23 protein-coding genes and 1 pseudogene are annotated in these 24,037 nt (G+C 70.9%); 2 read left to right on the top strand and 22 right to left on the bottom strand.

The window, feature by feature from the left end; translation table 11 throughout:
- Window positions 1-19: 19 nt before the first annotated feature.
- Together tsf and rpsB are read right to left on the bottom strand one after the other, a co-directional pair.
- Entirely contained in the window at window positions 20-856 is an 837-nt protein-coding gene (gene tsf / locus ACIA73_RS21800) for a translation elongation factor Ts (protein WP_399440279.1), read from the bottom strand.
- 178 nt (window positions 857-1,034) lie between these two features.
- Window positions 1,035-1,967 carry a 30S ribosomal protein S2 gene (gene rpsB, locus ACIA73_RS21795; protein WP_399440278.1) on the bottom strand — a complete coding sequence of 311 codons (933 nt, stop codon included), beginning with the start codon at window positions 1,965-1,967 and terminating at the stop codon, window positions 1,035-1,037.
- A gap of 309 nt (window positions 1,968-2,276) precedes the next feature.
- On the opposite strand from rpsB, the gene ACIA73_RS21790 reads away from it, so the two are divergent.
- Window positions 2,277-2,996 (top strand): M23 family metallopeptidase, encoded by a 720-nt coding sequence (locus ACIA73_RS21790; RefSeq protein ID WP_399440277.1) that lies wholly within the window; start codon window positions 2,277-2,279, stop codon window positions 2,994-2,996.
- Here the strand turns inward: ACIA73_RS21790 and ACIA73_RS21785 are convergent.
- The 17 genes and pseudogenes from ACIA73_RS21785 to ACIA73_RS21705 form a co-directional block, all read right to left on the bottom strand.
- Window positions 2,947-3,507: a TetR/AcrR family transcriptional regulator gene (locus tag ACIA73_RS21785; RefSeq protein WP_399440377.1), complete on the bottom strand. Its 561-nt coding sequence runs from the start codon at window positions 3,505-3,507 to the stop codon at window positions 2,947-2,949. The genes ACIA73_RS21790 and ACIA73_RS21785 overlap by 50 nt on opposite strands.
- A 111-nt stretch (window positions 3,508-3,618) precedes the next feature.
- Window positions 3,619-4,455 carry an RNA polymerase sigma factor WhiG gene (gene whiG, locus ACIA73_RS21780; RefSeq protein WP_399440276.1) on the bottom strand — a complete coding sequence of 279 codons (837 nt, stop codon included), beginning with the start codon at window positions 4,453-4,455 and terminating at the stop codon, window positions 3,619-3,621.
- Window positions 4,456-4,724: 269 nt separating this feature from the next.
- Complete coding sequence (gene dprA / locus ACIA73_RS21775) at window positions 4,725-5,897, bottom strand: DNA-processing protein DprA (RefSeq protein ID WP_399440275.1); 1,173 nt, start codon at window positions 5,895-5,897, stop codon at window positions 4,725-4,727.
- Window positions 5,894-7,537 (bottom strand): YifB family Mg chelatase-like AAA ATPase, encoded by a 1,644-nt coding sequence (locus ACIA73_RS21770; RefSeq protein ID WP_399440274.1) that lies wholly within the window; start codon window positions 7,535-7,537, stop codon window positions 5,894-5,896. The genes dprA and ACIA73_RS21770 overlap by 4 nt, the downstream gene beginning before the upstream one ends.
- Window positions 7,537-7,929: a YraN family protein gene (locus tag ACIA73_RS21765; protein WP_399440273.1), complete on the bottom strand. Its 393-nt coding sequence runs from the start codon at window positions 7,927-7,929 to the stop codon at window positions 7,537-7,539. Before ACIA73_RS21765 ends, ACIA73_RS21770 begins: the two co-directional genes overlap by 1 nt.
- Before the next feature lie 176 nt (window positions 7,930-8,105).
- Complete coding sequence (locus ACIA73_RS21760) at window positions 8,106-8,414, bottom strand: DUF2469 domain-containing protein (protein ID WP_266658744.1); 309 nt, start codon at window positions 8,412-8,414, stop codon at window positions 8,106-8,108.
- Between the two features lie 55 nt (window positions 8,415-8,469).
- On the bottom strand, window positions 8,470-8,946 hold the full coding sequence (locus ACIA73_RS21755) for an NUDIX hydrolase (RefSeq protein WP_399440376.1): 477 nt from the start codon (window positions 8,944-8,946) through the stop codon (window positions 8,470-8,472).
- Between the two features lie 89 nt (window positions 8,947-9,035).
- Window positions 9,036-9,761 (bottom strand): signal peptidase I, encoded by a 726-nt coding sequence (gene lepB, locus ACIA73_RS21750; RefSeq protein WP_399440272.1) that lies wholly within the window; start codon window positions 9,759-9,761, stop codon window positions 9,036-9,038.
- 47 nt (window positions 9,762-9,808) lie between these two features.
- Window positions 9,809-10,918: a signal peptidase I gene (gene lepB, locus ACIA73_RS21745; RefSeq protein ID WP_399440271.1), complete on the bottom strand. Its 1,110-nt coding sequence runs from the start codon at window positions 10,916-10,918 to the stop codon at window positions 9,809-9,811.
- Window positions 10,839-11,901, bottom strand: a pseudogene (gene lepB, locus ACIA73_RS21740) (signal peptidase I); the annotation flags it as partial. The gene lepB (ACIA73_RS21745) and the pseudogene lepB (ACIA73_RS21740), both read right to left, overlap by 80 nt.
- Entirely contained in the window at window positions 11,894-12,727 is an 834-nt protein-coding gene (gene lepB, locus ACIA73_RS21735; protein ID WP_399440270.1) for a signal peptidase I, read from the bottom strand. The pseudogene lepB (ACIA73_RS21740) and the gene lepB (ACIA73_RS21735), both read right to left, overlap by 8 nt.
- 44 nt (window positions 12,728-12,771) lie before the next feature.
- Window positions 12,772-13,122 carry a 50S ribosomal protein L19 gene (gene rplS, locus ACIA73_RS21730; RefSeq protein WP_389245118.1) on the bottom strand — a complete coding sequence of 117 codons (351 nt, stop codon included), beginning with the start codon at window positions 13,120-13,122 and terminating at the stop codon, window positions 12,772-12,774.
- Between the two features lie 130 nt (window positions 13,123-13,252).
- Window positions 13,253-14,074 carry a tRNA (guanosine(37)-N1)-methyltransferase TrmD gene (trmD, locus tag ACIA73_RS21725; RefSeq protein WP_399440269.1) on the bottom strand — a complete coding sequence of 274 codons (822 nt, stop codon included), beginning with the start codon at window positions 14,072-14,074 and terminating at the stop codon, window positions 13,253-13,255.
- Entirely contained in the window at window positions 14,074-14,730 is a 657-nt protein-coding gene (gene rimM, locus ACIA73_RS21720) for a ribosome maturation factor RimM (protein ID WP_399440268.1), read from the bottom strand. The genes trmD and rimM overlap by 1 nt, the downstream gene beginning before the upstream one ends.
- A 95-nt stretch (window positions 14,731-14,825) precedes the next feature.
- On the bottom strand, window positions 14,826-15,065 hold the full coding sequence (locus ACIA73_RS21715; protein WP_384344508.1) for an RNA-binding protein: 240 nt from the start codon (window positions 15,063-15,065) through the stop codon (window positions 14,826-14,828).
- A gap of 2 nt (window positions 15,066-15,067) precedes the next feature.
- Entirely contained in the window at window positions 15,068-15,508 is a 441-nt protein-coding gene (gene rpsP / locus ACIA73_RS21710; protein ID WP_399440267.1) for a 30S ribosomal protein S16, read from the bottom strand.
- Window positions 15,509-15,714: 206 nt separating this feature from the next.
- Window positions 15,715-16,308 (bottom strand): hypothetical protein, encoded by a 594-nt coding sequence (locus tag ACIA73_RS21705; RefSeq protein WP_399440266.1) that lies wholly within the window; start codon window positions 16,306-16,308, stop codon window positions 15,715-15,717.
- Between the two features lie 539 nt (window positions 16,309-16,847).
- On the opposite strand from ACIA73_RS21705, the gene ACIA73_RS21700 reads away from it, so the two are divergent.
- Complete coding sequence (locus tag ACIA73_RS21700; protein WP_399440265.1) at window positions 16,848-17,702, top strand: class I SAM-dependent methyltransferase; 855 nt, start codon at window positions 16,848-16,850, stop codon at window positions 17,700-17,702.
- A gap of 70 nt (window positions 17,703-17,772) precedes the next feature.
- Here ACIA73_RS21700 and ftsH read toward each other — a convergent pair whose 3' ends face one another.
- The 3 genes from ftsH to ACIA73_RS21685 form a co-directional block, all read right to left on the bottom strand.
- Window positions 17,773-19,701: an ATP-dependent zinc metalloprotease FtsH gene (gene ftsH / locus ACIA73_RS21695; protein WP_399440264.1), complete on the bottom strand. Its 1,929-nt coding sequence runs from the start codon at window positions 19,699-19,701 to the stop codon at window positions 17,773-17,775.
- A gap of 93 nt (window positions 19,702-19,794) precedes the next feature.
- Window positions 19,795-21,345 carry a signal recognition particle protein gene (gene ffh / locus ACIA73_RS21690; protein ID WP_399440263.1) on the bottom strand — a complete coding sequence of 517 codons (1,551 nt, stop codon included), beginning with the start codon at window positions 21,343-21,345 and terminating at the stop codon, window positions 19,795-19,797.
- Between the two features lie 145 nt (window positions 21,346-21,490).
- Window positions 21,491-23,953 carry a [protein-PII] uridylyltransferase gene (locus ACIA73_RS21685; protein WP_399440262.1) on the bottom strand — a complete coding sequence of 821 codons (2,463 nt, stop codon included), beginning with the start codon at window positions 23,951-23,953 and terminating at the stop codon, window positions 21,491-21,493.
- Window positions 23,954-24,037 lie beyond the last annotated feature (84 nt).

Genomic DNA, 24,037 nt, shown 5'->3' with positions numbered 1-24,037 from the left:
ACGAAGTCGGCGTACGGACTCAGATGCCGACCTTGATGCGCGAGAAGCGCTTCAGGGTGACACCGGCCTCGTCCAGGACCTTCTGGACGGACTTCTTGTTGTCCAGCGCGTACGGCTGGCCAAGAAGGGTGGCCTCCTTGAAGAAGCCGTTGACGCGACCCTCGACGATCTTCGGGAGGGCGGCCTCGGGCTTGCCCTCGGCGCGCGTGGTCTCCTCGGCGACGCGGCGCTCGGTCTCGACGACCTCGGCCGGAACGTCCTCCTTGGTGAGGTACTTCGGCGCGAAGGCGGCGATGTGCTGGGCGATGCCACGCGCCAGATCGGCGTCGGCCTTGTCCAGCTCGACCAGAACACCGATCTGCGGGGGCAGGTCGGGCATGGTGCGGTGCATGTACGCGGAGACGTAGGCACCCTCGTACTGGGCGAAGCGCTCCAGGACGATCTTCTCGCCGAGGTTGGCGTTGGCCTCGTCGACGAACGCCTGCACGGTCTGGCCGGGCTTGATCTCGGAGGCGAGCAGGGTGGCGATGTCGGCCGGCTTGGTGGCGGCGACGTGCGCGGCCAGCTCGTTGGCGGCAGCCTGGAACTTGTCGCCCTTGGCGACGAAGTCCGTCTCGCACTTGAGCTCGACGATGACACCGGAGGTGTTGTCGTCGGCGATCAGGGAGACGACGGCGCCGTTCTCGGCCGAACGGCCCTCGCGCTTGGCGACGCCCTTCTGGCCCTTGATACGGAGGGCTTCGACGGCCTTGTCGACGCTGCCGTCGGCCTCGTCGAGCGCCTTCTTGCAGTCCATCATGCCGGCGCCGGTGAGCTCGCGGAGCTTCTTGACGTCAGCGGCGGTGTAGTTCGCCATGAGTCTGTGAATCTCTTCTCGGAAGTCGTGATCTACGAGTCGTGATCCGTCCGATCGACGTGATCAACGGGCTGCCCGGTTCACGGGCGGTCCGGATCGACGCGATCTACGGGTGAACGGCGGGGGCGGGGCGCGCTGGGCGCCCCTCCCCCGCCGTCAGTCAGCCGTGAAGGCTGGTTCAGGCCTTCTCGTCCTCGGCCGGAGCCTCGGCAGCGGCCTCGGCCGGAGCAGCCTCGGCGTCGGCGGCCGGAGCGGCAACCTCGGCCTCGGCGGCCGGAGCAGCCTCGGCGGCGGGGGCGTCGGCGTCGGCGGCCGGAGCCTCGTCAGCCTTCTTGTCGCCCTCAAGCAGGTCGCGCTCCCACTCGGCGAGGGGCTCGCCGGCGGCCTTGTCGCCCGGCTTGGAGTCGCCCTTGGCGGCACCGGAACGGGCGATGAGGCCCTCGGCGACGGCGTCGGCGATCACACGGGTGAGCAGCGTGACGGAGCGGATCGCGTCGTCGTTGCCGGGGATCTTGTAGTCGACCTCGTCGGGGTCGCAGTTGGTGTCGAGGATCGCGACGACCGGGATGCGCAGCTTGCGCGCCTCACCGACGGCGATGTGCTCCTTCTTGGTGTCGACGATCCACACCGCGGAAGGAACCTTCGACATCTCGCGGATACCGCCGAGGGTCTTCTCCAGCTTGGCCTTCTCGCGCGAGAGAACCAGGAGCTCCTTCTTGGTGAGGCCCGACGCGGCCACGTCCTCGAAGTCGATGAGCTCCAGCTCCTTCAGGCGCTGGAGGCGCTTGTAGACGGTGGAGAAGTTGGTCAGCATGCCGCCGAGCCAGCGCTGGTTCACGTAGGGCATGCCCACGCGGGTCGCCTGCTCGGCAATGGCCTCCTGGGCCTGCTTCTTCGTACCGACGAACATGATGGAACCGCCGTGGGCGACGGTCTCCTTCACGAACTCGTAGGCGCGGTCGATGTACGACAGCGACTGCAGGAGGTCGATGATGTAGATGCCGTTGCGCTCCGTGAAGATGAAGCGCTTCATCTTCGGGTTCCAACGACGGGTCTGGTGACCGAAGTGGACGCCGCTTTCCAGCAGCTCCCGCATCGTGACGACGGCCATGGCCGTACTCCTTGAGATACTCGGTTATCGCTTCCGCCGGACGGCGGTGGCGCCTGACGTCCCACGCGCTGTGCCCATGAGGTCTGGACCGTGAGGTCAGAAACTCCGAGGACCGAGCAGCGCTGCCACTGACCGCTGAAGAGTGGGTGGTGGCGGGACGTGCGAAGTCGACCCGGTGACCCGGATCGCCACAAGAAGTGTACGGGACCGGCACAGTGCCGGGTGACGGCGTTGTCCACAACCGTTTGGCCGTCCACAGAAACGGTCCATGATCCCCACGATCCGGTCCGTTGCGGGACCGTTTTCGCCATGTACCGACTGGTGAGCGCGATGGTGTTGTGGATGTTCCCGGCAGGCTCCGCCGCCGCGGCCGACGGACCTGCGGACCGTTTCTGGCCGGTGGGCCAACGTCCCGCTGTCGTACGGGGTTGGGAGCCGCCACCGTCCCCGTACACGGCCGGACACCGGGGCGTGGACCTCGCTGCCGTGGCCGGCCAGGAGGTCCGCGCCGCGGCTGCGGGCCGGGTCTCGTTCGCCGGCCGGGTGGCCGGACGGGGAGTGCTCTCCATCACGTTGTCCGGCACCGGGGATCCGCCGCTGCGCACGACCTACGAGCCGGTACGAGCACTGGTCGCGAAGGACGCCGATGTCGTGGCGGGTCAGGTGGTGGCGGTACTGGAGCCGGGGACGTACCACTGCCCGGCCTCCGGCTGTCTGCACTGGGGACTGCTCCGGCACGAGACCTACCTGAACCCGCTGTCCCTCCTGCCCCCCGGCCTGCTGCACCGGAGCCCGCCCAGGCTCCTTCCGGTGTTCGGGGTCCCACCACCCGCGTCCGCCCCGAAACAGGGTGCGCCACGAGTAACGGGGGCGGCCGCACTCACACCTCACGGACCCCTGACGGGCTTCGCCGCCGTGGCACACCTGCTGCGCCGCAGGTGCACACAACCCGCACCCGGGCACCCGCCGGGGCGACCTCTCAGCCCCGCACCCCGTGCAGAGCCATCGACACCGCGGTCTCGACGATGACCTCCGGCTCCTCAGCGGCCCCGCCCAGTTCGGTACGCCGCACCGCCGCGTCCACCACGCCCTGCAGCATCATCGCCACCAGCCGCGGCTGCTCGTGCCCCAGGTCCCGCAGCGCGTCGCCGATCATCGTGACCAGCCCCCCGTGCGCCGCACGGATCTTCTCGCGCGCCCCGGCGTCCAGCTCACTGGCGGAGATCGCGACCACGGCGCGGTGGCGCCGGTCCCCGACCAGCGTCAGCTGCTGTCGTACGTACGCCTCGACCTTGCCCTCGGCGGTGTCCGCCGCGGCCATCGCCGCCTCGACCTCCCCGGCCCAGACCGGGAAGTCGACGGCGCACAGCTCCTCGACGACCGCCCCCCGGGAGCGGAAGTACTCGTAGACCGAGGAACGGGCCAGGCCCGTGCGCTCGGCGAGGGCGGGGAAGGTCAATGCCTCCGTACCGCCTTCGGACAGCAGGGAGCGGGCAGCGTCCAGCAGTGCGCTGCGTTGCATCGTCCGGTGCTCGGCCACGGAGGCCGCTCGAATCCTTGGCACGGGTTCCACTCTACGGATGCCGGTCGACGATGACGACGGGTACACCCGGAAGGGACGATTCAGCGCCTCCCCGGAGCGCCCGGCACCTCAGCGTCCGACGTCGGCGAGCTTGGCCCTGAGCTGCAGTACCGACTTGGTGTGGATCTGGCTGACCCGGCTTTCCGTGACGCCGAGCACATTGCCGATCTCGGCCAGGGTCAGACCCTCGTAGTAGTAGAGAGTGATCACGGTCTTCTCCCGGTCGGGCAGTGTATTGATCGACCGGGCGAGCAGCCGGCGCAGCTCGCGGTCCTCGGCGACCTCGACCGGGTTGTCGGCGCTGGTGTCCTCCAGCGTCTCCATCAGGCTCAGCCGGTCGCCGCCCTCGCCCCCCGCGTGCAGCAGCTCCTCCAGTGCGACCACGTTGGCGAGCGACAACTGGCTGAAGACGGCGTGGAGTTCCTCCACCGCGATACCCATCTCGGCGGCGACCTCGCCCTCCGAGGGGGTGCGGCGCAGCTGCGCCTCAAGCGTGGCGTAGGCCCGCTCGACGGCCTTGGCCTTGGTCCGCACCGACCTCGGAATCCAGTCCAGGGCCCGCAGTTCGTCGATCATCGCGCCGCGGATGCGGGTGATGGCGTACGTCTCGAACTTGATGGAGCGCTCGATGTCGAACTTCTCGATGGCGTCGATCAGCCCGAACACCCCGGAGGACACGAAGTCGGCCTGCTCGACGTTGGAGGGCAGCCCCACGCTGACCCGGCCCGCGACGTACTTCACCAGCGGCGAGTAGTGCAGGATCAGCTGCTCCCGCAGCCGCTCGTCGCCCGTGGTCTTGTACGACCGCCACAGCTCGTCCACGGACGAGGGCGCCGGGGGCCGTACGGGACCGCGGGCGGCGGGGGGAGCTGCCGCGCGGTCAGACCCGGAGGTGTGCTGGGGCATGCGTTGCCTTGAGCCGTTCTGCTGTGATGTGAGGGGGACTTGATGCCGTGCTGGGTGCCGTGCTTGATGCCTGAGCGGGGCGAAAGCCTAGCGAGCGTAGCGTGACTGGAGCGTCGCAATGCGCGAAGGATATGGGACCGGACCGTCCGGTTGACGGCTCCGGGCCGCGCCCCCGCGCCGGCGCCGCCGTCGCGCACGGCTGCTCCGGACGGGATTCGCTGCACGATTCAAGGGTCATCTTCTTTACCTTTTCACTCGGGAGCCGCTGGTCAAGCACCGCCTCGCCGGGTGTGCGCGGCGCGTACCGCGCTTGACGCCAACTGCCAGTTGTCGCCGCGCCGTTCGACGAACCCCAGGGAGTGCAGTTCGTACAGCCTGGCGAGCGCCTCGTCACCCGTGGTCCCGGCCTCGCGCGCGACGCTCCGCGTGTCGGCCGCCGCACGGGCGGGCAGCGCCTCCAGTACGCGGACGGTGACGGGGTCGAGCAGGTCCTTGGGGAGTACGGGTCCTCGTCTGGCCGGTGCCAGGTCGCCGATCTCCCCCACCAGTTCGACGACTTCGGCGGCGTCGGTGACCAGTACGCCCTCACCGCGCAGCAGTTCGTGGACCCCGGCGGAGAGTCCGCTGGTGACCGGTCCCGGCACCCCCATGGTGAACCGTCCGAGCCGTTGGGCACTGCGTGCGGTGACGAGCGAGCCGCTGCGGTACTCGGCCTCCACCACGACGGTGCCCCGGGTGAGGGCGGCGATGACGCGGTTGCGCAGCACGAACCGGCTGGGCGTCGGATGGCTTCCGGGCGGCAACTCCGCCACCAGCAGACCCTGTTCGGCGATCCGGCCGATCAACTCCGCATGTCCGCGCGGGTAGACGACGTCGATCCCGCAGGCCAGTACGGCGACGGTCGCCCCGCCCGCGGCCAGCACCCCCCGGTGCGCCGCCCCGTCGACCCCGTAGGCGGCCCCCGACGCCACCACCCAGCCCCGCTCCGCGAGGCCCGCACCGAGGGCCGCCGCCATGTGCGCCCCGTACGGCGTGCAGGCGCGGGCCCCGACCACGGCGACGGACCGCAGCGCCCACATCCGCAGATTCGGCCGCCCCCGCACCCAGAGCCCGACCGGCCGCGCGTCCCCGAGGTCGTCCAACTGACTGGGCCACTCCTCGTCCCCCGGGCAGACCAGCCGGCCTCCCACGGCTGCCGCCGCCTCCAGATACCGCCCCACGTCGACGCCGTCCGCCCGGTTCCGGCACCCCGCGAGCCGCTTCTCGCCGGCCCCGGACAGGGCCTCCCCCGCCCCCGGTGCGGTCGCGGTCAGCCGCCGCAACAGCTCCACGGGGCCGTGCTCCCGCAACCAGCGGCCAGTCGTCTCGTCACCGGGCTCGACGATCCCCGTGAGCGCGGCCCTGGCCCACCGCTCCTCCGCGCCCACCGCCGCCGCGCTCATCCCGTACCCCCGCCCACCAGAACGTCCTCCCCCTTCACCCGCGCCCTGATCGCACCCCGGTCGACCCCCGTCCGCAGCTGGAGAGCGACCTCCAGGTCCCGTTCGTCGGGCTGTCCGTGTCCTGCGAGGTCGGCCACGGTCCAGGCGACCCGGAGCACCCGGTCGAAACCGCGGGCGGTCAGCATTCCCCGGTCCATGTCCCGCTCGGCGGCGTGCAACGCCCCGGGCGCCGCCTGCCAGCGGGTTCGCAGTTCGTGTCCCGGCACCTCGCTGTTGTGGCTCCACGGCGTTCCCGCCAGCCGCGCGGCGGCCCGCTCCCTGGCGGCCCGCACCCGGACGGCGACCTCCGCGGTGGTCTCCGGCGGTCCTTGCAGCCCGGCCAGGTCCGAGCGCTGCACCGCCTCCACCCCGACCTTCAGGTCGACCCGGTCGATCAGCGGCCCCGACAACCGTGCCTGATAGCGCCGGACCGTCGCCGCACCGCACTCGCACGCCACCTCGGCCCCGCCGTACCTGCCGCACGGGCAGGGGTTGGCAGCCAGCACCATCAGAAAGCGGGCCGGCAGCCGCACCACCCCGGCGCTGCGCGCCACCACTACATGTCCGGACTCCAGTGGCTGCCGCAGCGAGTCGAGCGCCTTCCCGGCGAATTCGGGCGCCTCGTCGAGAAAGAGAATCCCCCGGTGCGCCAGCGAGACCGCCCCCGGCCTCGGCAGCCCGTTGCCGCCCCCGATGAGGGATTGCATCGTCGCGGAGTGGTGCGGTGCGCAGTACGGCGCACTGGTGACCAGCGGCTGCCCCGGCGGCAGGATTCCGGCCACCGAGTGCACCGCCGACACTTCCAGGGACTCCCGCCGGGTGAGCGGCGGCAGCAGTCCCGGCAGCCGCTCGGCAAGCATCGTCTTGCCCGCACCCGGCGGACCGTGCAGCAGCAGATGATGGCAGCCCGCGGCCGCCACCTCCAGGGCGAACCTGGCCACCTCCTGCCCGCCCACATCAGCCAGGTCCGGCCCCGCCTCCCCGAAGCCGGGCGCCAACCCGGTGCCCACCCCCGCGCCGGGCACGGTGAGCCCCGCGAGCATCGCGTCGGGCCGCCCCTCCTCCGCCGGTTCCTCCTCGGGCACCTCCTCGCCGGCCAGCACGGCGACCAGCTGACGCAGGCTGCGTACCCCCAGTACCGAGATGCCCGGCACCAACGAGGCCTCCGCCGCGCACTGTTCGGGCACCACCACCTGCCGGTACCCGGCCTCGGACGCGGCCAGCACGGCGGGCAGGATGCCCCGCACCGGTCTGACCCGCCCGTCCAGCCCCAGCTCTCCCACCATCACCAGATCGGCGATCTCCTGCGGATTGATCCGCTCGGCCGCCGCCAGCACGGCCACCGCGATCGCCAGATCGAACCCACTGCCGCTCTTGGGCACCGAGGCCGGACTCAGCCCCACCGTCAGCTTCTTCTGCGGCCAGGCGACACCGGAGTTGACCACCGCCGCCCGCACCCGGTCCTTGCTCTCGAACAGGCTCTTGTCGGGCAGCCCCACCAGGGCGAATGCCGCCAGACCCGGTTCCAGGTCGGCCTGCACCTCGACGACCACACCCTCGACGCCGACCAGCGCCACCGAGCACGTACGCGCGAATCCCATCAGGCCACCCCCCGCGCGTGCTCCACGGCCGGGGAGCCCCGGCGGGGAAGGGTGACGCCCACCAGGTCGATCCGGGCGCCGCCCGGAGGGGGCCCGCCGTGCTCGTGCAGCCAGATCTCGGCCAGGGCACGCAGCCGCTCGGCCTTGCGCGGCGGGACGGCTGCCATCGGGTGCTGGAAGGGGCTGGTGCGTCTGGTCTTGACCTCGCAGACGACGAGCGCGTCGCCGTCGCGGGCCACGATGTCGATCTCGCCCGCCCGGCAGCGCCAGTTGCGCTCCAGAACGGACATCCCCACTTCGGTCAGCCAGCGGGCGGCCAGATCCTCGCCGTACCGGCCGAGAGCGCCAGGGGTATTGCGGGCCCTCTTCGTTGCGTCCTTGATCGCGTTCATTCGGTTCCACCTCCGGAACCGAATGTGACGCAATCTCCGCAAGCTATTGGATCATGGGGAAAACCTCGCCATTGTGGAAAACCTGGCCACCCTCAGGAAGCACTCGGCCCCCACAAGGACTCTCGTCTCCCACGAGGGCTGCCTTCTCCCCAAGAGCTTTCGTTTCCCACGAGGGCTCAGCTCCCCGGCAGCTCCAGGTCGCTCTTGTTGAGCTCCTCCACGTTCACGTCCTTGAACGTGAGCACCCGTACCTGCTTGACGAACCTGGCGGGCCGGTACATGTCCCAGACCCACGCGTCCGCCATCGATACTTCGAAAAACACCTCGCCCTGGACCGAGTGCACCTGCATCTCGTAGTCGTTGGTGAGGTAGAAGCGCCGTTCGGTCTCGATCACATATTTGAACAGACCGACGACATCGCGGTACTCCCGGTAGAGCTTCAGCTCCATCTCGGTCTCGTACTTTTCGAGGTCCTCGGCGCTCATGGCATGTTCCCCTTCAGCCGTGCGTCCCCCTATTGTGCGCCAGCCCCGTACGCCCCTATTCGGTTTCCGGGGCCAGGACGATCGGCGTACTCGGGGGACCCTCGTCGAGCAGCGTGCGCAGCAACTCGGCGAGCCTGGTCGGGTACACCGTCTCACGCGTCCGCGAAAGTGCGGGGGAAGACCACCACCGCAGTCCTGCGACGCTGCGCTGCTCCAGCTCGGTGAGCCCGGTCAGCACCGTCTCGGTCTGCTTCGTACGCGCCAAATAAAACCATTCGTCCTGGTCCCAGCGCCGCCCGTCGAACTCGAAGGAGCAAATCCGCTGCCAGAGAACCGGCCCGAGAGTCACGTCGGTGATCCCGGTCTCCTCGGCGAGTTCGCGCAGTGCCGCCTCGGCCCAGGTCTCGTCGCCCTCCAGGCCGCCGCCGGGCGTGAACCACCACCTGCGGTCCGGGTCCGCGGGCTCGAAGCCGTGCATCAGCAGTACCCGGTCCTGCGGGTCGAGCAGGATGACCCGCGCGACCTTCCGCAGCTGCTTCTCGGACGCGCTGTCCGATGCGTCACCCGTCGCGCTACCCGGCGCGCCACCCGTGGTGTTCCCCGTCGCGTTCTCCACCGCCGTCACACCCGTACCTTCCGTCGCCCGCCCAGCTTCGACAGCGGCCCGTAGGCGGCCCCGCCGAAGATCAGCACCACACCCGCCACGACCGCCGTCACCAGCAATTTCACCGGCCCCGGCTCCGACACTCCGCCGGGCAGCGAGGCAAAGGCCCGCGGCCGTTCCAGCACGCCTCCCACGGGCCAGGCGACGGCGTCCACCCTGGCCGCGACCTCGGTCACCGGGACCGTGCCCTTGGTGGAGTCCATCAGATGCCCCCGCGAGTCCACCGACGTACGGCGCTCGTCACCGAGCAGGAAGAGTTCACCCTCGGGCACGGTGGCGCTGAAGGGCTGGGAGGCGGTGCCCTCCTTGGAGCTCACATAGGGCTCGTCCAGGGGCTGCCCGTTGACCGCCAGCCGGCTCTGCTTGTCGCAGCAGACGACCTTGTCGCCGCCGACGCCCACCACCCGCTTGACCATCGGCATCGCGGCCCAGGTCCTGTCGGTGAAGACCACCACGTCCCCGCGGCGCACCTCGTCGCCCGATATTCGCTCGGCGAGCACCCGGTCCCCGGTGTTGATCGACGGGGTCATCGAGTCCGAGGGCACCGTGTACGGCTTGTACACCACCGCTCCCCAGGCGAATCCGCCGAGGAAGAGCACACAGCCGACGGCCACGGCCAGCCCCGACAGCACACTGCCGAGGCGGCCGCGGCCGTCCGTTTCCCTGCGTCCTGCTTGGCCCATCCCAGCGCTCCCCCTGCTTTCGGAGATCAACGATCTGGGACGGCACCCTACCCGTCGGTACGCCCGCTGGTCAGCCTCCTGCGGCGCCAAAGCACCAGCGGAATCGCACCGGCCACACCGAGCGCACCGGGAGCGACGGATGCCGCGGCCGCGGTGGCGCTCGCCAGACCCGGCTGGTCGAAGGTGTCCGGTACCGGCAGCGTCGACCAGCGGCTGATCGGCCAGGCCACCACGACGGCCCGCCCGACGACCTCCTCGGTGTCGACCATGCCGCCGCCCGCGATCTCCTGGTGGTAGCGGGAGTCGAGGGAGTTCTTCCGGTTGTCGCCCATGACCCAGAGCTTGTTGGCCGGGACCTTGAGCGGGCCGAAGGGCTTGTCGTCGCACGGGGAACCCTGCGGCGAGATGTACGACTTGTCGTCCAGCGCATGGCCGTTGACGTGGACCGAACCGCCGGCCTTGCACTCCACGGTGTCGCCGCCGACCGCGATGACCCGCTTGATCAGGTCCTTGTCCTCGGCGGACGGCATCAGGCCGATGAAGCTGAGCACCTTCTGCACGGCGTTGGGCTCGGCCACCGCCGTGTCGTTCAGCCAGCCGCCCGGGTCGTGGAAGACGACGACCTCGCCGCGCTCCGGCTCGGCGCCGAACCAAGGGGTCAGTTTGTCGACCAGCACCCGGTCACCCCGCTGGAGGGTCTCCTGCATCGATTCCGAGGGAATCGAGAACGCCTGTACCAGGAAGGTCTTGATCAGCAGCGCGAGGAGCAGCGCGATACCGATCAGCAGCGGCAGTTCCTTCCAGAAGGACCGCTGCTTGCGCTCCGCCCGGGGGGCCTCGTCGTCGTGGGCGCCGTCGCCGTCGCCTCCGCGACCGTTGCCGCCGCTGTGCCCCGAGCCGTCCGGCGGGCCGTTGTGCGTGTCACTCACCGATTCACCGTTCGTCTGCCCCGTCGCCGTACCTGCGGGAGCCGGGCCCCCGGGAGCCGGGCCCGCAGGGGCCGCGCCCGTGGGAGCCGCGCCCCGGGGAGCGGTGCTCCCGGTGGCCGAGTCCGCGGGAGCCGCGTCCGTGGCACCGGCCGGGGACGCCTCCGTCCGCCGCCGGCGCTCGGGTTCGTCCTCGGATCCGTCGTGCCCGGACCGGGCTCCGACCGCCACATCCCCCACGTCCACTCCTCACTCCGTGCCGCCGCCCGCGCCCGACAAGGCACAGGCCCACCACTCCCATAACGAGCGGGAGTTCCCCTGGGCTCGGGAGTAGGACCTCATCGATCCTGGGACGCCACCCTATCCGGCGGTTGTCCCGCAGCGGCCGCCTTGGCACGCGGCTCGGGAATCCGGGCGAAGGTCTCGGGGACCTCCAGCTTGCGCCAGTGCCCGATCGGCCAGCCGATGACGACGGCCCGGCCGACCACACCGTCCTCCGCGACCGTTCCCTGATACTTCCCGTCCAGGTGGTACCGGGAATCGGCAGAATTCGACCGGTGGTCCCCCATCACGAAGAGCCGCCCGTCGGGCACCTTCACCTCGAAGGGAATCTTGGAGGGCCGGTCGTTCGGAAACACAAAGGGTTCACTGAGGGGTACGCCGTTGACGGTTACCTGACCATTTTTGTCGCAGCACTTCACGGTGTCCCCGCCGACCGCGATCACCCGCTTGATCAGGTCCTGCTCGTCCGCGGACGGCAGCAGTCCGATCCAGGTCAGCCCCTCCTTGACCTGCTTGACCCCCACCGGGTCCGGCTCCGCGGGCTTCTTCTCCTGCTCCAGCCAGCCGCCCGGGTCCTTGAAGACGACGACCTCGCCGCGCTCCGGCCGCGACCCGAACCACGGGGTCAGCTTGTCGACCAGCACCCGGTCGCCGATCCGGATCGTCTGCTCCATCGAGCCCGACGGGATCACGAAGGCCTGCACCAGGAACGTCTTCAGTACGAGCGCGATCAGCAGCGCCACGACTATGAGGACGGGTATCTCCTTGATCGCCGATCTGCGCCGCCGCCGCTTGACCCGGCGGGCCAGCTTGCGCCGCTCGGCCCGCCCGGGGCCCGGCCTCGGCCCGGCGGGCACGGTGGGCCTGCTGCCGGTCGGCAGCGGGGTCTCCTCCGGCGTCGTCCGCGCACGGTCGCGACCGCGGCTACCCATGGGACGCGGCCGGCTGTCGCACGTCCGCGAAGGCGTCCGAGGGCTCCACGGCACCCCACCGCCCGAACGGCCAGCCGATCCGGTCGGCCCTGCCGATCACCCGGTCCAACGGCACCATGCCCCCGCCGGGGCTGCCCAGATGGTCACGGGAGTCGCTGGAGCGGGAGCGGTGGTCGCCCATCATCCACAGCGTCCCGGCGGGTACGACGATGTCGAAGGGCACCCGGGACGGGGGGTTGCCCGGGTACAGATAGGGCTCCTCGACGCTCGTCCCGTTCACCCGGAGCCTCCCCCGCTTGTCGCAGCAGACCACCCGGTCGCCGCCCACGCCCACCACCCGCTTCACGAAGTCCGTCTCGGCGGGTTCGGTGAGGCCGAGCGCCGCACCGCCCCAACGCAGCGCGCCCGCCAGGGGGTTGACCTCGGGTTCCTCCCGTACGAAAGAACCCCGGCCGTCGAAGACCACCACATCACCGCGTGCGGGCTCGGCGCCGAAACGGTACGCCAGCTTGTTCACCAGGATCCGGTCGCCGACCTGGAGGGTGGGCTGCATCGAGGTGCTGGGGATCAGGAAGGGCTGCATCACGAAGCTGCTGAGCACCAGCAGGAAGGCGACGCAGGCGACGGCGAGCAGCAGGGGGCGGTGACCACGCCGGCGTACCAGGTCCGAGGACCGCACGGGGCCCGGTCCCGAAGGGCTGCGGGACCCCGGCAGCGCACCTGCGGGACGCCCCGGAAAACGCGCGGAGCGCGACCGCCGCGCCGGCCCCTGCGAGGGGGCGGGCGAGCGGTCGCGCTCCGGGTGTGGTGCTGCTTCGGTGTCCATCGGAGCCGAGCCTATCCGGCCGGTACCGGGCACCAGAGGCGCGATCAGTTGTCGCGCTTCTCCTTGATCTTGGCGGCCTTGCCGCGCAGCTCACGGAGGTAGTACAGCTTCGCGCGACGGACGTCACCGCGGGTCACGACCTCGATCTTCTCGAAGATCGGGGAGTTCACCGGGAAGGTGCGCTCGACGCCGACGGAGAAGGAGACCTTGCGGACCGTGAAGGTCTCGCGGACGCCCGCACCCTGGCGACGGATGACTACACCCTTGAACTGCTGCACACGGGAGCGGTTGCCTTCGATGACGCGCACGTGCACGTTGACGGTGTCACCGGGGCGGAAGGCCGGGACGTCGCTGCGGATGGAGGCAGCGTCGACGGCGTCGAGCAGGTGAGACATGTGTGTCTGCTTTCTTCGCTGATGCCACAGGTCATCAGCGGCATATCGGAGAGAGATGATTTTGCTGATCACGTCCGGGGGTGCGTCGTTCCCCCTGTGGCAGGGGCGCACGTGGACGGACAACAGCGACCTATTCTTCCACGGCCTCGGGGCTCGGCCCAAATCGGCCGTCGGGGCCCGGCCGCCAGCCCAGGATGGAGAGCATTTCCCGGTCCTTCTTGTCGAAGGCGGCGGGGTCGGTGCGCTCGATCAGGTCGGGCCGGTTGGCGGTCGTGCGGCGCAGCGCCTCGTCCCGCCGCCAGCGGGCGATCTTCCCGTGGTGCCCGCTGAGGAGTACGTCGGGGATGGTGCGCCCGCGCCACTCGGGGGGCTTGGTGTAGACGGGGCCTTCGAGGAGGTTGGCCATGGCGCCGGGGGCGAAGGAGTCGTCCTGGTGGGACTCGGCGTTGCCGAGCACACCGGGCAGCAGGCGGGCGACGGCCTCGGTGATGACCAGGACGGCCGCCTCGCCGCCGGCCAGCACGTAGTCCCCGATGGAGACCTCGTAGACCGGCATCCGGGTCGCGTACTCGTCCATCACCCGGCGGTCGATGCCCTCGTAGCGGGCGGGCGTGAAGACCAGCCAGGGCCGCTCGGAGAGCTCGACCGCGAGTTCCTGGGTGAAGGGGCGGCCGCTGGGGGTGGGGACGACCATGGCGGGGCCGCGGGCCCCTGCCTCGTAACCGTCGGCGAGCGCCTGGTCGAGGCACTCTCCCCAGGGGTCGGTCTTCATGACCATGCCGGGGCCGCCGCCGTAGGGGGTGTCGTCGACGGTGTTGTGGCGGTCGTACGTCCAGTCGCGGAGGTCGTGCACCTGGACGTCGAGGACGCCGCGGTGGCGGGCCTTGCCGACCAGGGAGACGTTCAGCGGCTCCAGGTACTCGGGGAAGATCGTGACGACGTCGAGCCGCATTACTTCGCGTCCTCTTCGGAGCCGGAGGCCGCTTTGGAGCCGGAGGCCGCTTCGGAGTCCGAGGCCGCTTCGGAGCCCGCGTCGCCGGAGCCGGATGCCTCGCCGGCGTCCGCGTCGTCGTCCCTGGTGGAGGCGACGACGGCCTCGCTCTCGTCGATCAGGCCGGGCGGCGGGTCGATGACCGCGCGCTGCTCGGTCAGGTCGATCGAGAGGACGATCTCCTCCACGAAGGGGATCATCACCTCGCTGCCGTCGGGGCGCTCCACGATGAACAGGTCCTGCGAGGGCAGGTGGGTGATCTCGGTGATCCGGCCGATCTCGGTGCCGTCGGCGAGGACCACGTCCAGGTCGATCAGCTGGTGGTCGTAGAACTCCTCGGGGTCTTCCGGACGCTCCTCGGGGTCCACGTCGGAGATCAGCAGGGTGTTGCGCAGGGACTCGGCCGCCGTGCGGTCCTTGTAGCCGACGAAGCGCAGCAGCAGCCGGCCGCTGTGCACCCGGCCGGTCTCGACGGTCAGCGGGCCCACCCCCGCGGGGTCCGTGGTCAGTACGGCGCCGGGACCGAGCCGCAGCTCGGGCTCGTCCGTGCGCACCTCGACGGTGACCTCGCCCTTGATTCCGTGGGCGCGGCCGATCCGCGCGACTACCAGCTGCACTCTGGTTTCTCCTGTTCGGGAACGAAAATGACAAGGGGCCGGGGCGGGCCGAAGCCCTCCCCGGCCCCTGCCGGTAATGCTCTACTGCCTAAGGCTCAGTGGGCGGCGTCCACGTCGACGAGGTCGACGCGGATTCCACGGCCACCGATGGCCCCCACGACGGTACGCAGGGCGCGGGCGGTACGGCCGTTGCGGCCGATCACCTTGCCGAGGTCGTCGGGGTGCACCCGGACCTCAAGGACACGTCCGCGACGCAGGGTGCGCGAGGCGACCTGCACGTCGTCGGGGTTGTCCACGATGCCCTTCACGAGGTGCTCAAGAGCCTCCTCGAGCATGCTCAGGCCTCGGTCGACTCAGCGGCGGCTTCGGCCGGAGCCTCTTCCGTCTTCTTGTCGGCCTTCTTCGCCTTCGGGGTGATGGCCTCGCCCTTGGCGTCGCCACCCTCAAGGGCCTTGGCGAAAGCGTCGAAGGAAGCGCGCTTGTCTTCCTTGGTCGCCGGCTGGAGCAGCGGCGCGGGGGCCGGGAGACCCTTGTGGGCCTGCCAGTCACCGGTGAGCTTCAGGATGGCGAGGACGGCGTCGGTCGGCTGGGCGCCGACGGACAGCCAGTACTGCGCACGCTCGGCGTTGACCTCGATGCGCGACGGGTTCTGCACCGGGTGGTACAGGCCGATCTCTTCGAGGGCACGACCGTCACGGCGCACACGGGCATCGGCGACGACGATGCGGTAGTGAGGCGAACGGATCTTACCGAGGCGCTTCAGCTTGATCTTGAGCACTGGAGTGTTCTCTCCTGGAATTGACGTGGTTGGGCACAACGGGATGCCACGTGGGGTTGCGGTACTCGGAGTGCCCGATGGACGCGTCAGCCGGAGGAGAGAGGGGTCCTGTGCGGCTGTCGAGTACAGCTGCCCATTGTGCCACACACCTGCGACGCGATGTCCCCCGTCCGGCGGCGACCGGACGGGGCCGCGGCCCTGCCGGCTCAGCCCGCCGCTGCCACCACTTCGGGGATGCGGAACGGCTTGCCGCAGCCGCCGCACACGATCGGGGCCTGGGCCAGCACCGAGGGGACCACGCGCACATTGCGCCCGCAGTCGCAGACGGCCTTGACCCGCACTCCTCCCCCGGACGACCCGTGCCGGGCGGCGGGGCCGCGGAAGGACCGCTTGGTATCGGCGGCGGTGGCGACCGTGTGCGCCTTGAGGGCACGGGTCAGCCGCTCGATGGTGGGGCGGTAGCGCCGTTTCGCCTCGGGATTGAGGGCGACCAGCGAGAATCCGCTGCTGGGGTGCGGTTCTTCGGGGTGGTCGAGACCCAGCTCCTCGGCGATCGCGAGGAATCTGCGGTTGTGGTAGCGACCCGCGCGCGAGGTGTCACGGACGCCGCGGGCTGCGGCGATGCCGTGGACTGCCTCATGCAGCAGTCGTTCGAAGGAGAGAGCCACGCCGCAGGCGGACGAGGACTCTCCGATCAGGGACTCTGGCGCGGCTAGATCGGGCAGCTCGGGGTGGTACCGCTGGATGTCGGCCCACGCCTGCGCCAGTTCTGCGGCGAGGACAGGTGGTGTCGTGCTCACGACGTGACAACGAGCCGGAGGGCCCCCGTGTTCCTATTCCGGGGCATCCCAAATAATTTGCACGTACCAGTCAGTTCCCGCTGATGCGTCCCGACGAGGGCCGCTGCCCCGATTCGTCCACTCCGGGCGCCGCCCGCACCGACCGTGGGCGTACTCCCGCATACGTCCCCACCCGTACCCGGACCGGCCCCGCCGTGGCGGCAGCCGGCACCCGGGGCCCCTGTGCCGCACCCGGCACCTCTGTCCGCCGTGCCGTTACGGGGGCGTGGGTCCCCCACCTGTGACGGGCGCCCGGGGCGGCCCGGCGGCGTGCGGGGCGCGTGGAGCAGACGCCGTACGGCGGTTCACCCCGGTGCGGCGCACCCCGGGCGCGATGAGGGGGCGCACTCGCGGAGTACACCCGCAATTGCCCTGTTGCCCCCTGGACTTGGGCACGGATGCGCAGTTCCCTGACATATGGGGGGAGCGGCGACGCGCACATCACGGGGGTTGCCAATTCAAGGGCACGACCGACCTCTTGGCGGATTGGGGCGCTTTCGATGACACCAACGCTCGTCCAGCACCACCCGAGCGCGGCCTCGGCACCTCCGGGCACGCGCGCGCTCGCACGCGCGCGTGACTGGGCCGAGATCCAGGAACGGATGCTGGTTCCGCTCTACGAAGCGGTGTACGAGCGGCTTGAGGTAGGCCCTGCCACCCGGCTGCTCGGCCTCGACTGCGGTGCGGGGCTCGCACTGTTCGTCGCGGCTTCCCGGGGCGCGAGGGTCGCCGGAGTCGACACCGATCCCGCGCGGATCGCACTTGCCAGGACCCGGCTCGGGGGCGACGGGGCTCCGGAGTCCGACGACAGCGCGGCGGCCGTGGTCTGCGGCGGCCCGGCCGAGAGCGCCGAGGCGCCGGGCACTCCGTACAACCTGGTGACCGCCTTCGCGCCGATCGGCTGCGCGGCCGGGGACACCGACGGTCTGACCCCCGCCCTGGAGGAGGCCGTTCCGCTGGTACGGCGCGGCAGCCCGGTCGTCCTGACCGGCTGGGGCCCGCCCGAGCGCTGCGCCACGTCGGCGGTGCTGCGGGTGGCGGCCCGGCTGACCGACACCCTGCGCACCTCCGGCGGCTGGCGGCCCGCGCTGCGGGACGACCTGGAGGACGTGGCCGCCAGGGCCGGTCTCAAGCCGGACGGCTCGGGGCGGGTGGCCTGCCCGTTCGGGTACGGCGACATGGACAGTGCGGTACGGGGCCTGCTCTCGACCGGGCTCTTCGACGCGGCGGTACGGGCCACGGACCTGGCGCAGGTGGAGAAGGAGCTGGTGGAGGCGTTGCATCCGTATCTGCGCCAGGACGGGACGGTGTGGATGCCGAATGTGTTCCGGTATCTGATCGCCCGTAAGCCTTGAGCCGTAGGCCTGCCCGCGAGCCGTAGGCCTGCCCGCCGGCCGCGTCGGCGGGGAGACGGGAACGGCGGGATCACCCCTCCTTGCGGAGCCGGGTGATCCCCGCCGCCTCGTACGCCGCCGCCTCCTCCAGCGTCTCGTTGGCCAGCAGCGCCTCGGACAGGGCGTCCAGCTTGGGGCGGTTCTCCTCCAGGAGGCGGAGGGCGTCGGCGTAGCACTCGTCGACGATCCGGCGCATCTCGCTGTCGACCGCGTCCAGGGTGGCGGGCGCGGCGGACAGACCGTACGCCTGCTGCGCATCGGACGGGATGGCGGTGAGACGGCCGACCCGCTCGCTCATCCCCCAGCGGCCGACCATTCCCCTGGCCAGGTTGGTGACCTGCTCCAGGTCGTTCTCGGCACCCGTCGTAATCACCTGGAAGACGACCTGCTCGGCGGCCATCCCGCCGAGTGCGCCGATGATCCTGCCGCGGAGGTACTCCTCGGTGTACGCGTACTTGTCGGCGTCCGGCGTCGACAGGGTGACGCCGAGCGCACGGCCGCGCGGCACGATGGTGATCTTGCGGACCGGGTCGGCGCCCGGCTGGAGCATGCCGAGCAGGGCGTGACCGCTTTCGTGGTACGCCGTCCTGCGGCGCTCCTCCTCCGGCATGATCAGCGGTCGCTCCGCGCCGAGCTGGACCTTCTCCAGGGCGTCGGACAGATCCGACTGGGTCACCGCGTCCTGCTTGCGCTTGACCGCCAGCAGGGCCGCCTCGTTGGCCAGGTTGGCGAGGTCCGCGCCGGTCATGCCCGGGGTCGTGCGGGCGACCTGGGCGAGGTCGACCCCCTCGGCGAGCGGGATGGACCGGGTGTGGATCTTCAGGATGGCTTCGCGGCCGCCCCGGTCCGGCGGGCTCACCGTCACCACCCGGTCGAAGCGGCCGGGCCGGGTGAGCGCCGGGTCCAGGACGTCGACGCGGTTGGTGGCGGCGATGACGACCACGCCCTCGGAGCCGGAGAAGCCGTCCATCTCGGTGAGGATCTGGTTGAGCGTCTGCTCGCGCTCGTCGTGGCCGCCCATGCCCGAGCCGCCGCCGCGGGCCCGGCCGATGGTGTCGATCTCGTCGATGAAGATGATCGCCGGGGCGACCTTGCGGGCCTCCGCGAACAGCTCGCGGACCCGTCCGGCACCCACGCCCACGATCATCTCGATGAACTCCGAGGCGGACGCGGAGAAGAACGGAACCCCCGCCTCCCCGGCAACCGCCCGTGCGAGCAGGGTCTTACCGGTGCCGGGCGGGCCCGCGAGGAGCACCCCGCCGGGCATCCGGGCACCCAGCTTCCGGTAGGCGTCCGGGTTCTTGAGGAAGTCGACGACCTCCGACAGCTCGCCCTCCACCTCGTCGATGCCCGCCACGTCCTCGAACGTGGTCCGCTTGCCCTCGACCAGCTCGACCGGCTTCGGCGGCGCCTTGCGGCCGAGCCCGCCCATGCCACCGCCGCCCATGCCACCGCTCATCCGCCGCGCGATGACCACCCAGAGCGCGACCAGCAGCAGCATCGGGGCCAGCGAGATCAGCAGGTTGGAGAGGAAGCTGCGCTCCTCGACGACCGGCGTCGCGGTGACGGTGACACCGTCCTTGGTGAGCTCGTCCCACAGCTTGTCGTCGGCGAAGGCCGGACGCTGGGTGATGAATTTGGTGTACTTCGCGTCCTTCTTGCCGTCCGGAACGGGCTGTTCCTTCTTCAGCTCGCCCTGGATCGCGTCGCCCTTGGAATAGATCTTGGAGACATTCCCCGAGGTGACCTGCTTGCTGAACTCGGTGTACGCGACCGTCGGCTCGCCGCCCTCGTTGAAGAAGCCGAGCACGATATTGGTCAGCAGGTAAACCAGCAGGGCGGTCAGCGCCAGCCGGCCCCACCCTCCGGGCATCTTCTTCTTCTCGGGCGGCGGTGGCGGCGCACCTTCCGAACGCCACGGCTGGTCAGGGGTCTGGCGCGGCGGCACGGGGTTGCTCATATTCGGACGTTACGACACAAAAACACCGTGGGCACCCTCGGAGGGAGGGTGCCCACGGCGACGTAAATCCGGCGGGGAAGCCCCCGCCGACGACTACAGCAGCTTCTTGAACTCGTCCGGCAGCTCGAAGTCCTTGCCGTCCTGACCTGCGGGAAGACCGAACGCGCCGCCGCCCTGCGCGGCCTGCTCGCGGCGCTCGGCAGCCGCCTGCTCCTCGGCCTTGCGCTTCATCGGGTTGCCGCTCTTGCGCTTGCCCTTGGCCTGCTTGATCTGCTTCTTCTGCTTGCCGGGGCCGCCGCCCATCCCGGGCATCCCCGGCATGCCGGGCATTCCGCCGCCCTGGGCCATCTTCGACATCATCTTGCGGGCCTCGAAGAACCGCTCGACCAGGCCCTTCACGGCGCTGACCTCGACACCGGAGCCCTTGGCGATACGGGCACGACGCGAGCCGTTGATGAGGGTCGGCTCGGCGCGCTCGGCGGGGGTCATCGACTTGATGATGGCGCCGACGCGGTCGACTTCCTTCTCGTCGATGTTGTTGATCTGGTCCTTGATCTGCCCCATGCCCGGCAGCATGCCGAGCAGCTTGGAGATCGAACCCATCTTCCTGACCTGCTCCATCTGGGCCAGGAAGTCGTCCAGGGTGAAGTCCTTGCCCTTGGAGGACGCCAGCTTGGAGGCCATTTTGGCGGCCTCTTCCTGGCTGAAGGTCTTCTCCGCCTGCTCGATCAGGGTGAGCAGGTCACCCATGTCGAGGATGCGCGAGGCCATCCGGTCCGGGTGGAAGGTGTCGAACTCGTCGAGCTTCTCACCGTTGGACGCGAACATGACCTGACGGCCGGTGACGTGCGCGATCGACAGCGCCGCACCACCACGGGCGTCACCGTCCAGCTTCGAGAGCACCACACCGTCGAAGCCCACGCCGTCCCGGAAGGCCTCGGCCGTGTTGACCGCGTCCTGACCGATCATCGCGTCGACGACGAAGAGGATCTCGTCCGGGCTGACGGCGTCGCGGATGTCCGCGGCCTGCTGCATCAGCTCCTGGTCGATGCCGAGGCGTCCGGCGGTGTCGACCACGACCACGTCGAACTGCTTGGTCTTCGCGTACTCGATGGAGTCCTTGGCGACCTGGACCGGGTCGCCGACGCCGTTGCCCGGCTCGGGCGCGTAGACCGCGACGCCGGCGCGCTCGGCGACGACGCTCAGCTGGTTGACGGCGTTGGGGCGCTGGAGGTCACAGGCCACCAGGAGCGGGGAGTGGCCCTGCCCCTTCAGCCAGAGACCGAGCTTGCCGGCGAGGGTCGTCTTACCGGCACCCTGGAGACCCGCGAGCATGATCACGGTCGGGCCGGACTTGGCGAAGCGCAGACGCCGGGTCTCGCCGCCGAGGATCGTGACGAGTTCCTCGTTGACAATCTTGAGAACCTGCTGGGCAGGGTTGAGGGCCTTGGAGACCTCGGCCCCTGCGGCACGCTCCTTGACGTTCTTGATGAAGGCGCGGACGACGGGCAGCGCGACGTCGGCTTCCAGCAGCGCAATACGGATCTCGCGGGCGGTGGCGTCGATGTCCGCCTCGGACAAGCGGCCCTTGCCCCGGAGATTCTTGAAAGTCGCGGAAAGGCGATCGGAGAGGGTATCGAACACTGTGGTCGCAGATCCTCGGGTTGGGGGCGGAGTCCTTGGCCCCCAAGAGTATCCGGCCCGGCAAAACGTCAGTCCCCGCCCGCCGGATTACCGTCAGTCCCCGCGCAGGCGGGGAGCGTCGGGAACGACCGCACCCCTCAGCCGGCTACCCCAGCGCACCCTCCACCGCTTTCGCCACCCCCGCCGCATCCGTCGCCGGGAGCGGCACCCCGTCCACTCCCGTCACATAGAAGGCGTCCACCGCGCTGGCCCCGAGCGTCGACACATGCGCGCTGCGCACCCGTACCCCCGCCTCGTCCAGCGCCCGCCCGATCCGGTGCAGCAGCCCCGGGGCGTCCTGGGCGCGCACCTCCAGCACCGTTGCCAGCCGGGACGCCGCCGGGGCCACCGTCACCCGGGGCGGCGGGGCGGGGGACCTGCGGCGGGCAGGTCCGGTGGCGTACGCCTTCTCGCGCTCGGCCAGCCGGGCCGGGATGTCCAGGCTGCCCTCCAGCGCACGTACGAGATCCGCCCGCAGCCTGCTCGCCCCGGGCAGTGAGCCGTACGCGGCCGCCACCCGCCAGGTCAGCAGGAGTACGGAGCCGGGCCCGTCCTGCGGAACGGGGACATCCACTTCCCGCAGCTCCGCCGTCCGCACCGTCAGCCGGTGCATCGCCAGCACCCCGGCCACCGCGGGCAGCACCCCCGGCTGGTCCGGCACCGAGATCCGCAGCTCCGCCCCGAGCGGCCCCTCACCACCGGTGACCTCCTCCTCCCCCTCCTCGCGCGCCCGCAGCGCCAGCACCGGGCCGCCCGTCCGGTGTGCCTCCACCACCAGCCGTTCCTGCTCCGCCGTCAGCGCCGCCGGTTCCGGGTCCGGCAGCGGGTCCCCGGCCAGTACCGCCGCCACCCGCTGCACCAGCTCCGCCACCAGCGACGCCCGCCATGCCGACCAGGCGGCGGGTCCGGTCGCCAGCGCGTCCGCCTCGGTCAGCGCGTGCAGCAGCTCCAGCGTCGCCACCGAACCGACCGCCTCCGCCACCGCCCCGACCGTCGCCGGGTCGTCCAGGTCCCGCCGGGTCGCCGTCTCCACGAGCAGCAGATGCTGTCGTACGAGGGTGGCGACGACCGCCACATCGGCCGCCCCGAAGCCGATCCGGGCCGCCATGTCGCGCGCGATGGTCTCCCCCGCGACCGAGTGGTCCCCCGGCCAGCCCTTCCCGATGTCGTGCAGCAACGCGGCCACCAGCAGCAGGTCCGGGCGGCTCACCCGGCGGGTCATCCCGGCCGCCCGTACCGCCGTCTCCAGCAGGTGCCGGTCGACGGTCCAGGTGTGCACGGGGTTGCGCTGCGGCCGGCACCGCACCCGCTCCCAGTCCGGCAGCAGCCGGGTGACCAGACCCTCCGCCTCCAGCGCCTCCCACACCGCGATCGCCGACTCCCCGGCTCCGAGCAGCGTGACCAGCTCCTCACGCGCCTCGGCGGGCCACGGCACCGTCAACTGCGGTGTGTTCCTCGCCAGTTGACGTACAACATGCAGATTGACCGGCAGCCCGGCCTGCGCGGCGGCGGCCGCGGCCCGCAACGGAAGCACCGCATCCCGTTCCGGCCGTGCGCTGCGCGCCAGCACCGCCTCACCGTCCTGCTCGACCACACCGTCGGCGAGCGGGGTCCGCTCGGGTGCGGGCCGCCCGCCGAGCAGCGCCTTCAGCCGTGGCCGTACCGAACGGGCCTTCACCACCCGGCCGACCTCCCGCCAGGTCACCTCACTCGCGTACGAGATGGTCCGTGCGGCCTCGTACACCTGCCGCAGCAGCACGTCCGCGTCCAGCACGCCGAGCGCCGCCGCCACCTGGTCCTGCTCCTGGAGCGCGAGGCGGTCGGTGGCCCGCCCGGTCGCCAGGTGCAGTGCGTCGCGTACGTCGAGCAGGGTGCGACGGGCTTCGGCGAGGCCCTCCCGGGGCGCGTCGGCGATCCAGGAGGCGGCGACGGCACGCAGTGCGGTGGCGTCCCTGAGCCCGCCCCGCGCCTCCTTCAGGTCCGGCTCCAGGAGGTACTGCAACTCCCCTGACCGCTCGGCCCGGTCGAGGCACAGCTCGCGCAGTTCGGGCAGGCGCTTGGGGGCCTGGTTGCGCCAGTCGGCGAGGACGGTGGCGCGCAGGGCGGTGGTGAGGCCGAGGTCGCCGACGAGGTGGCGGGCATCGAGCAGACCGAGCTGCACCTTCAGGTCCTCGCCCGCGACCTTGCGGGCTTCGGCGGGGGTGCGGACGGAGTGATCGAGGTCGAGACCGAGGTCCCACACGGGGTACCAGATGCGGTCCGCCAGGGCGGCGACCGCCTTGTCGGAAGCCGTCCCGTCGTGCACCAGCAGCAGGTCAAGGTCGCTCCGCGGGGACAGCTCCGCCCGCCCGTACCCGCCCACGGCGACCAGGGCGGCGCCCCTGACCCCCGTCTCCCTGGCGGCCGTTCCGAAGAGCCCGCCCACCCACTCATCGGTGAGTTTCGCGAGGGCGGAACGGCGGGGCGACCCGGACTGCGACTCCTGGTGCAGAAGGTGCAGCCGGGCGGCGGCGTAGGTACTGGGCCCCGGGCGGGCCGGGGGCTCGTCCGTCTGATCCTTGCTCGTCACCCAGTAACTCCCTTGCTGTCCCGACAGAGCTGATGTCCGATGCACCCGGGGCCCGCACCCTTACCCGCCCCCCCCGGGGGCGGG

It is taken from the genome of Streptomyces sp. NPDC051561, from assembly GCF_044454195.1.
Classification (GTDB): domain Bacteria; phylum Actinomycetota; class Actinomycetes; order Streptomycetales; family Streptomycetaceae; genus Streptomyces.
Note: the sequence above shows the minus strand (reverse complement) of the source record. Positions and strands in the feature narration are given on the sequence as shown.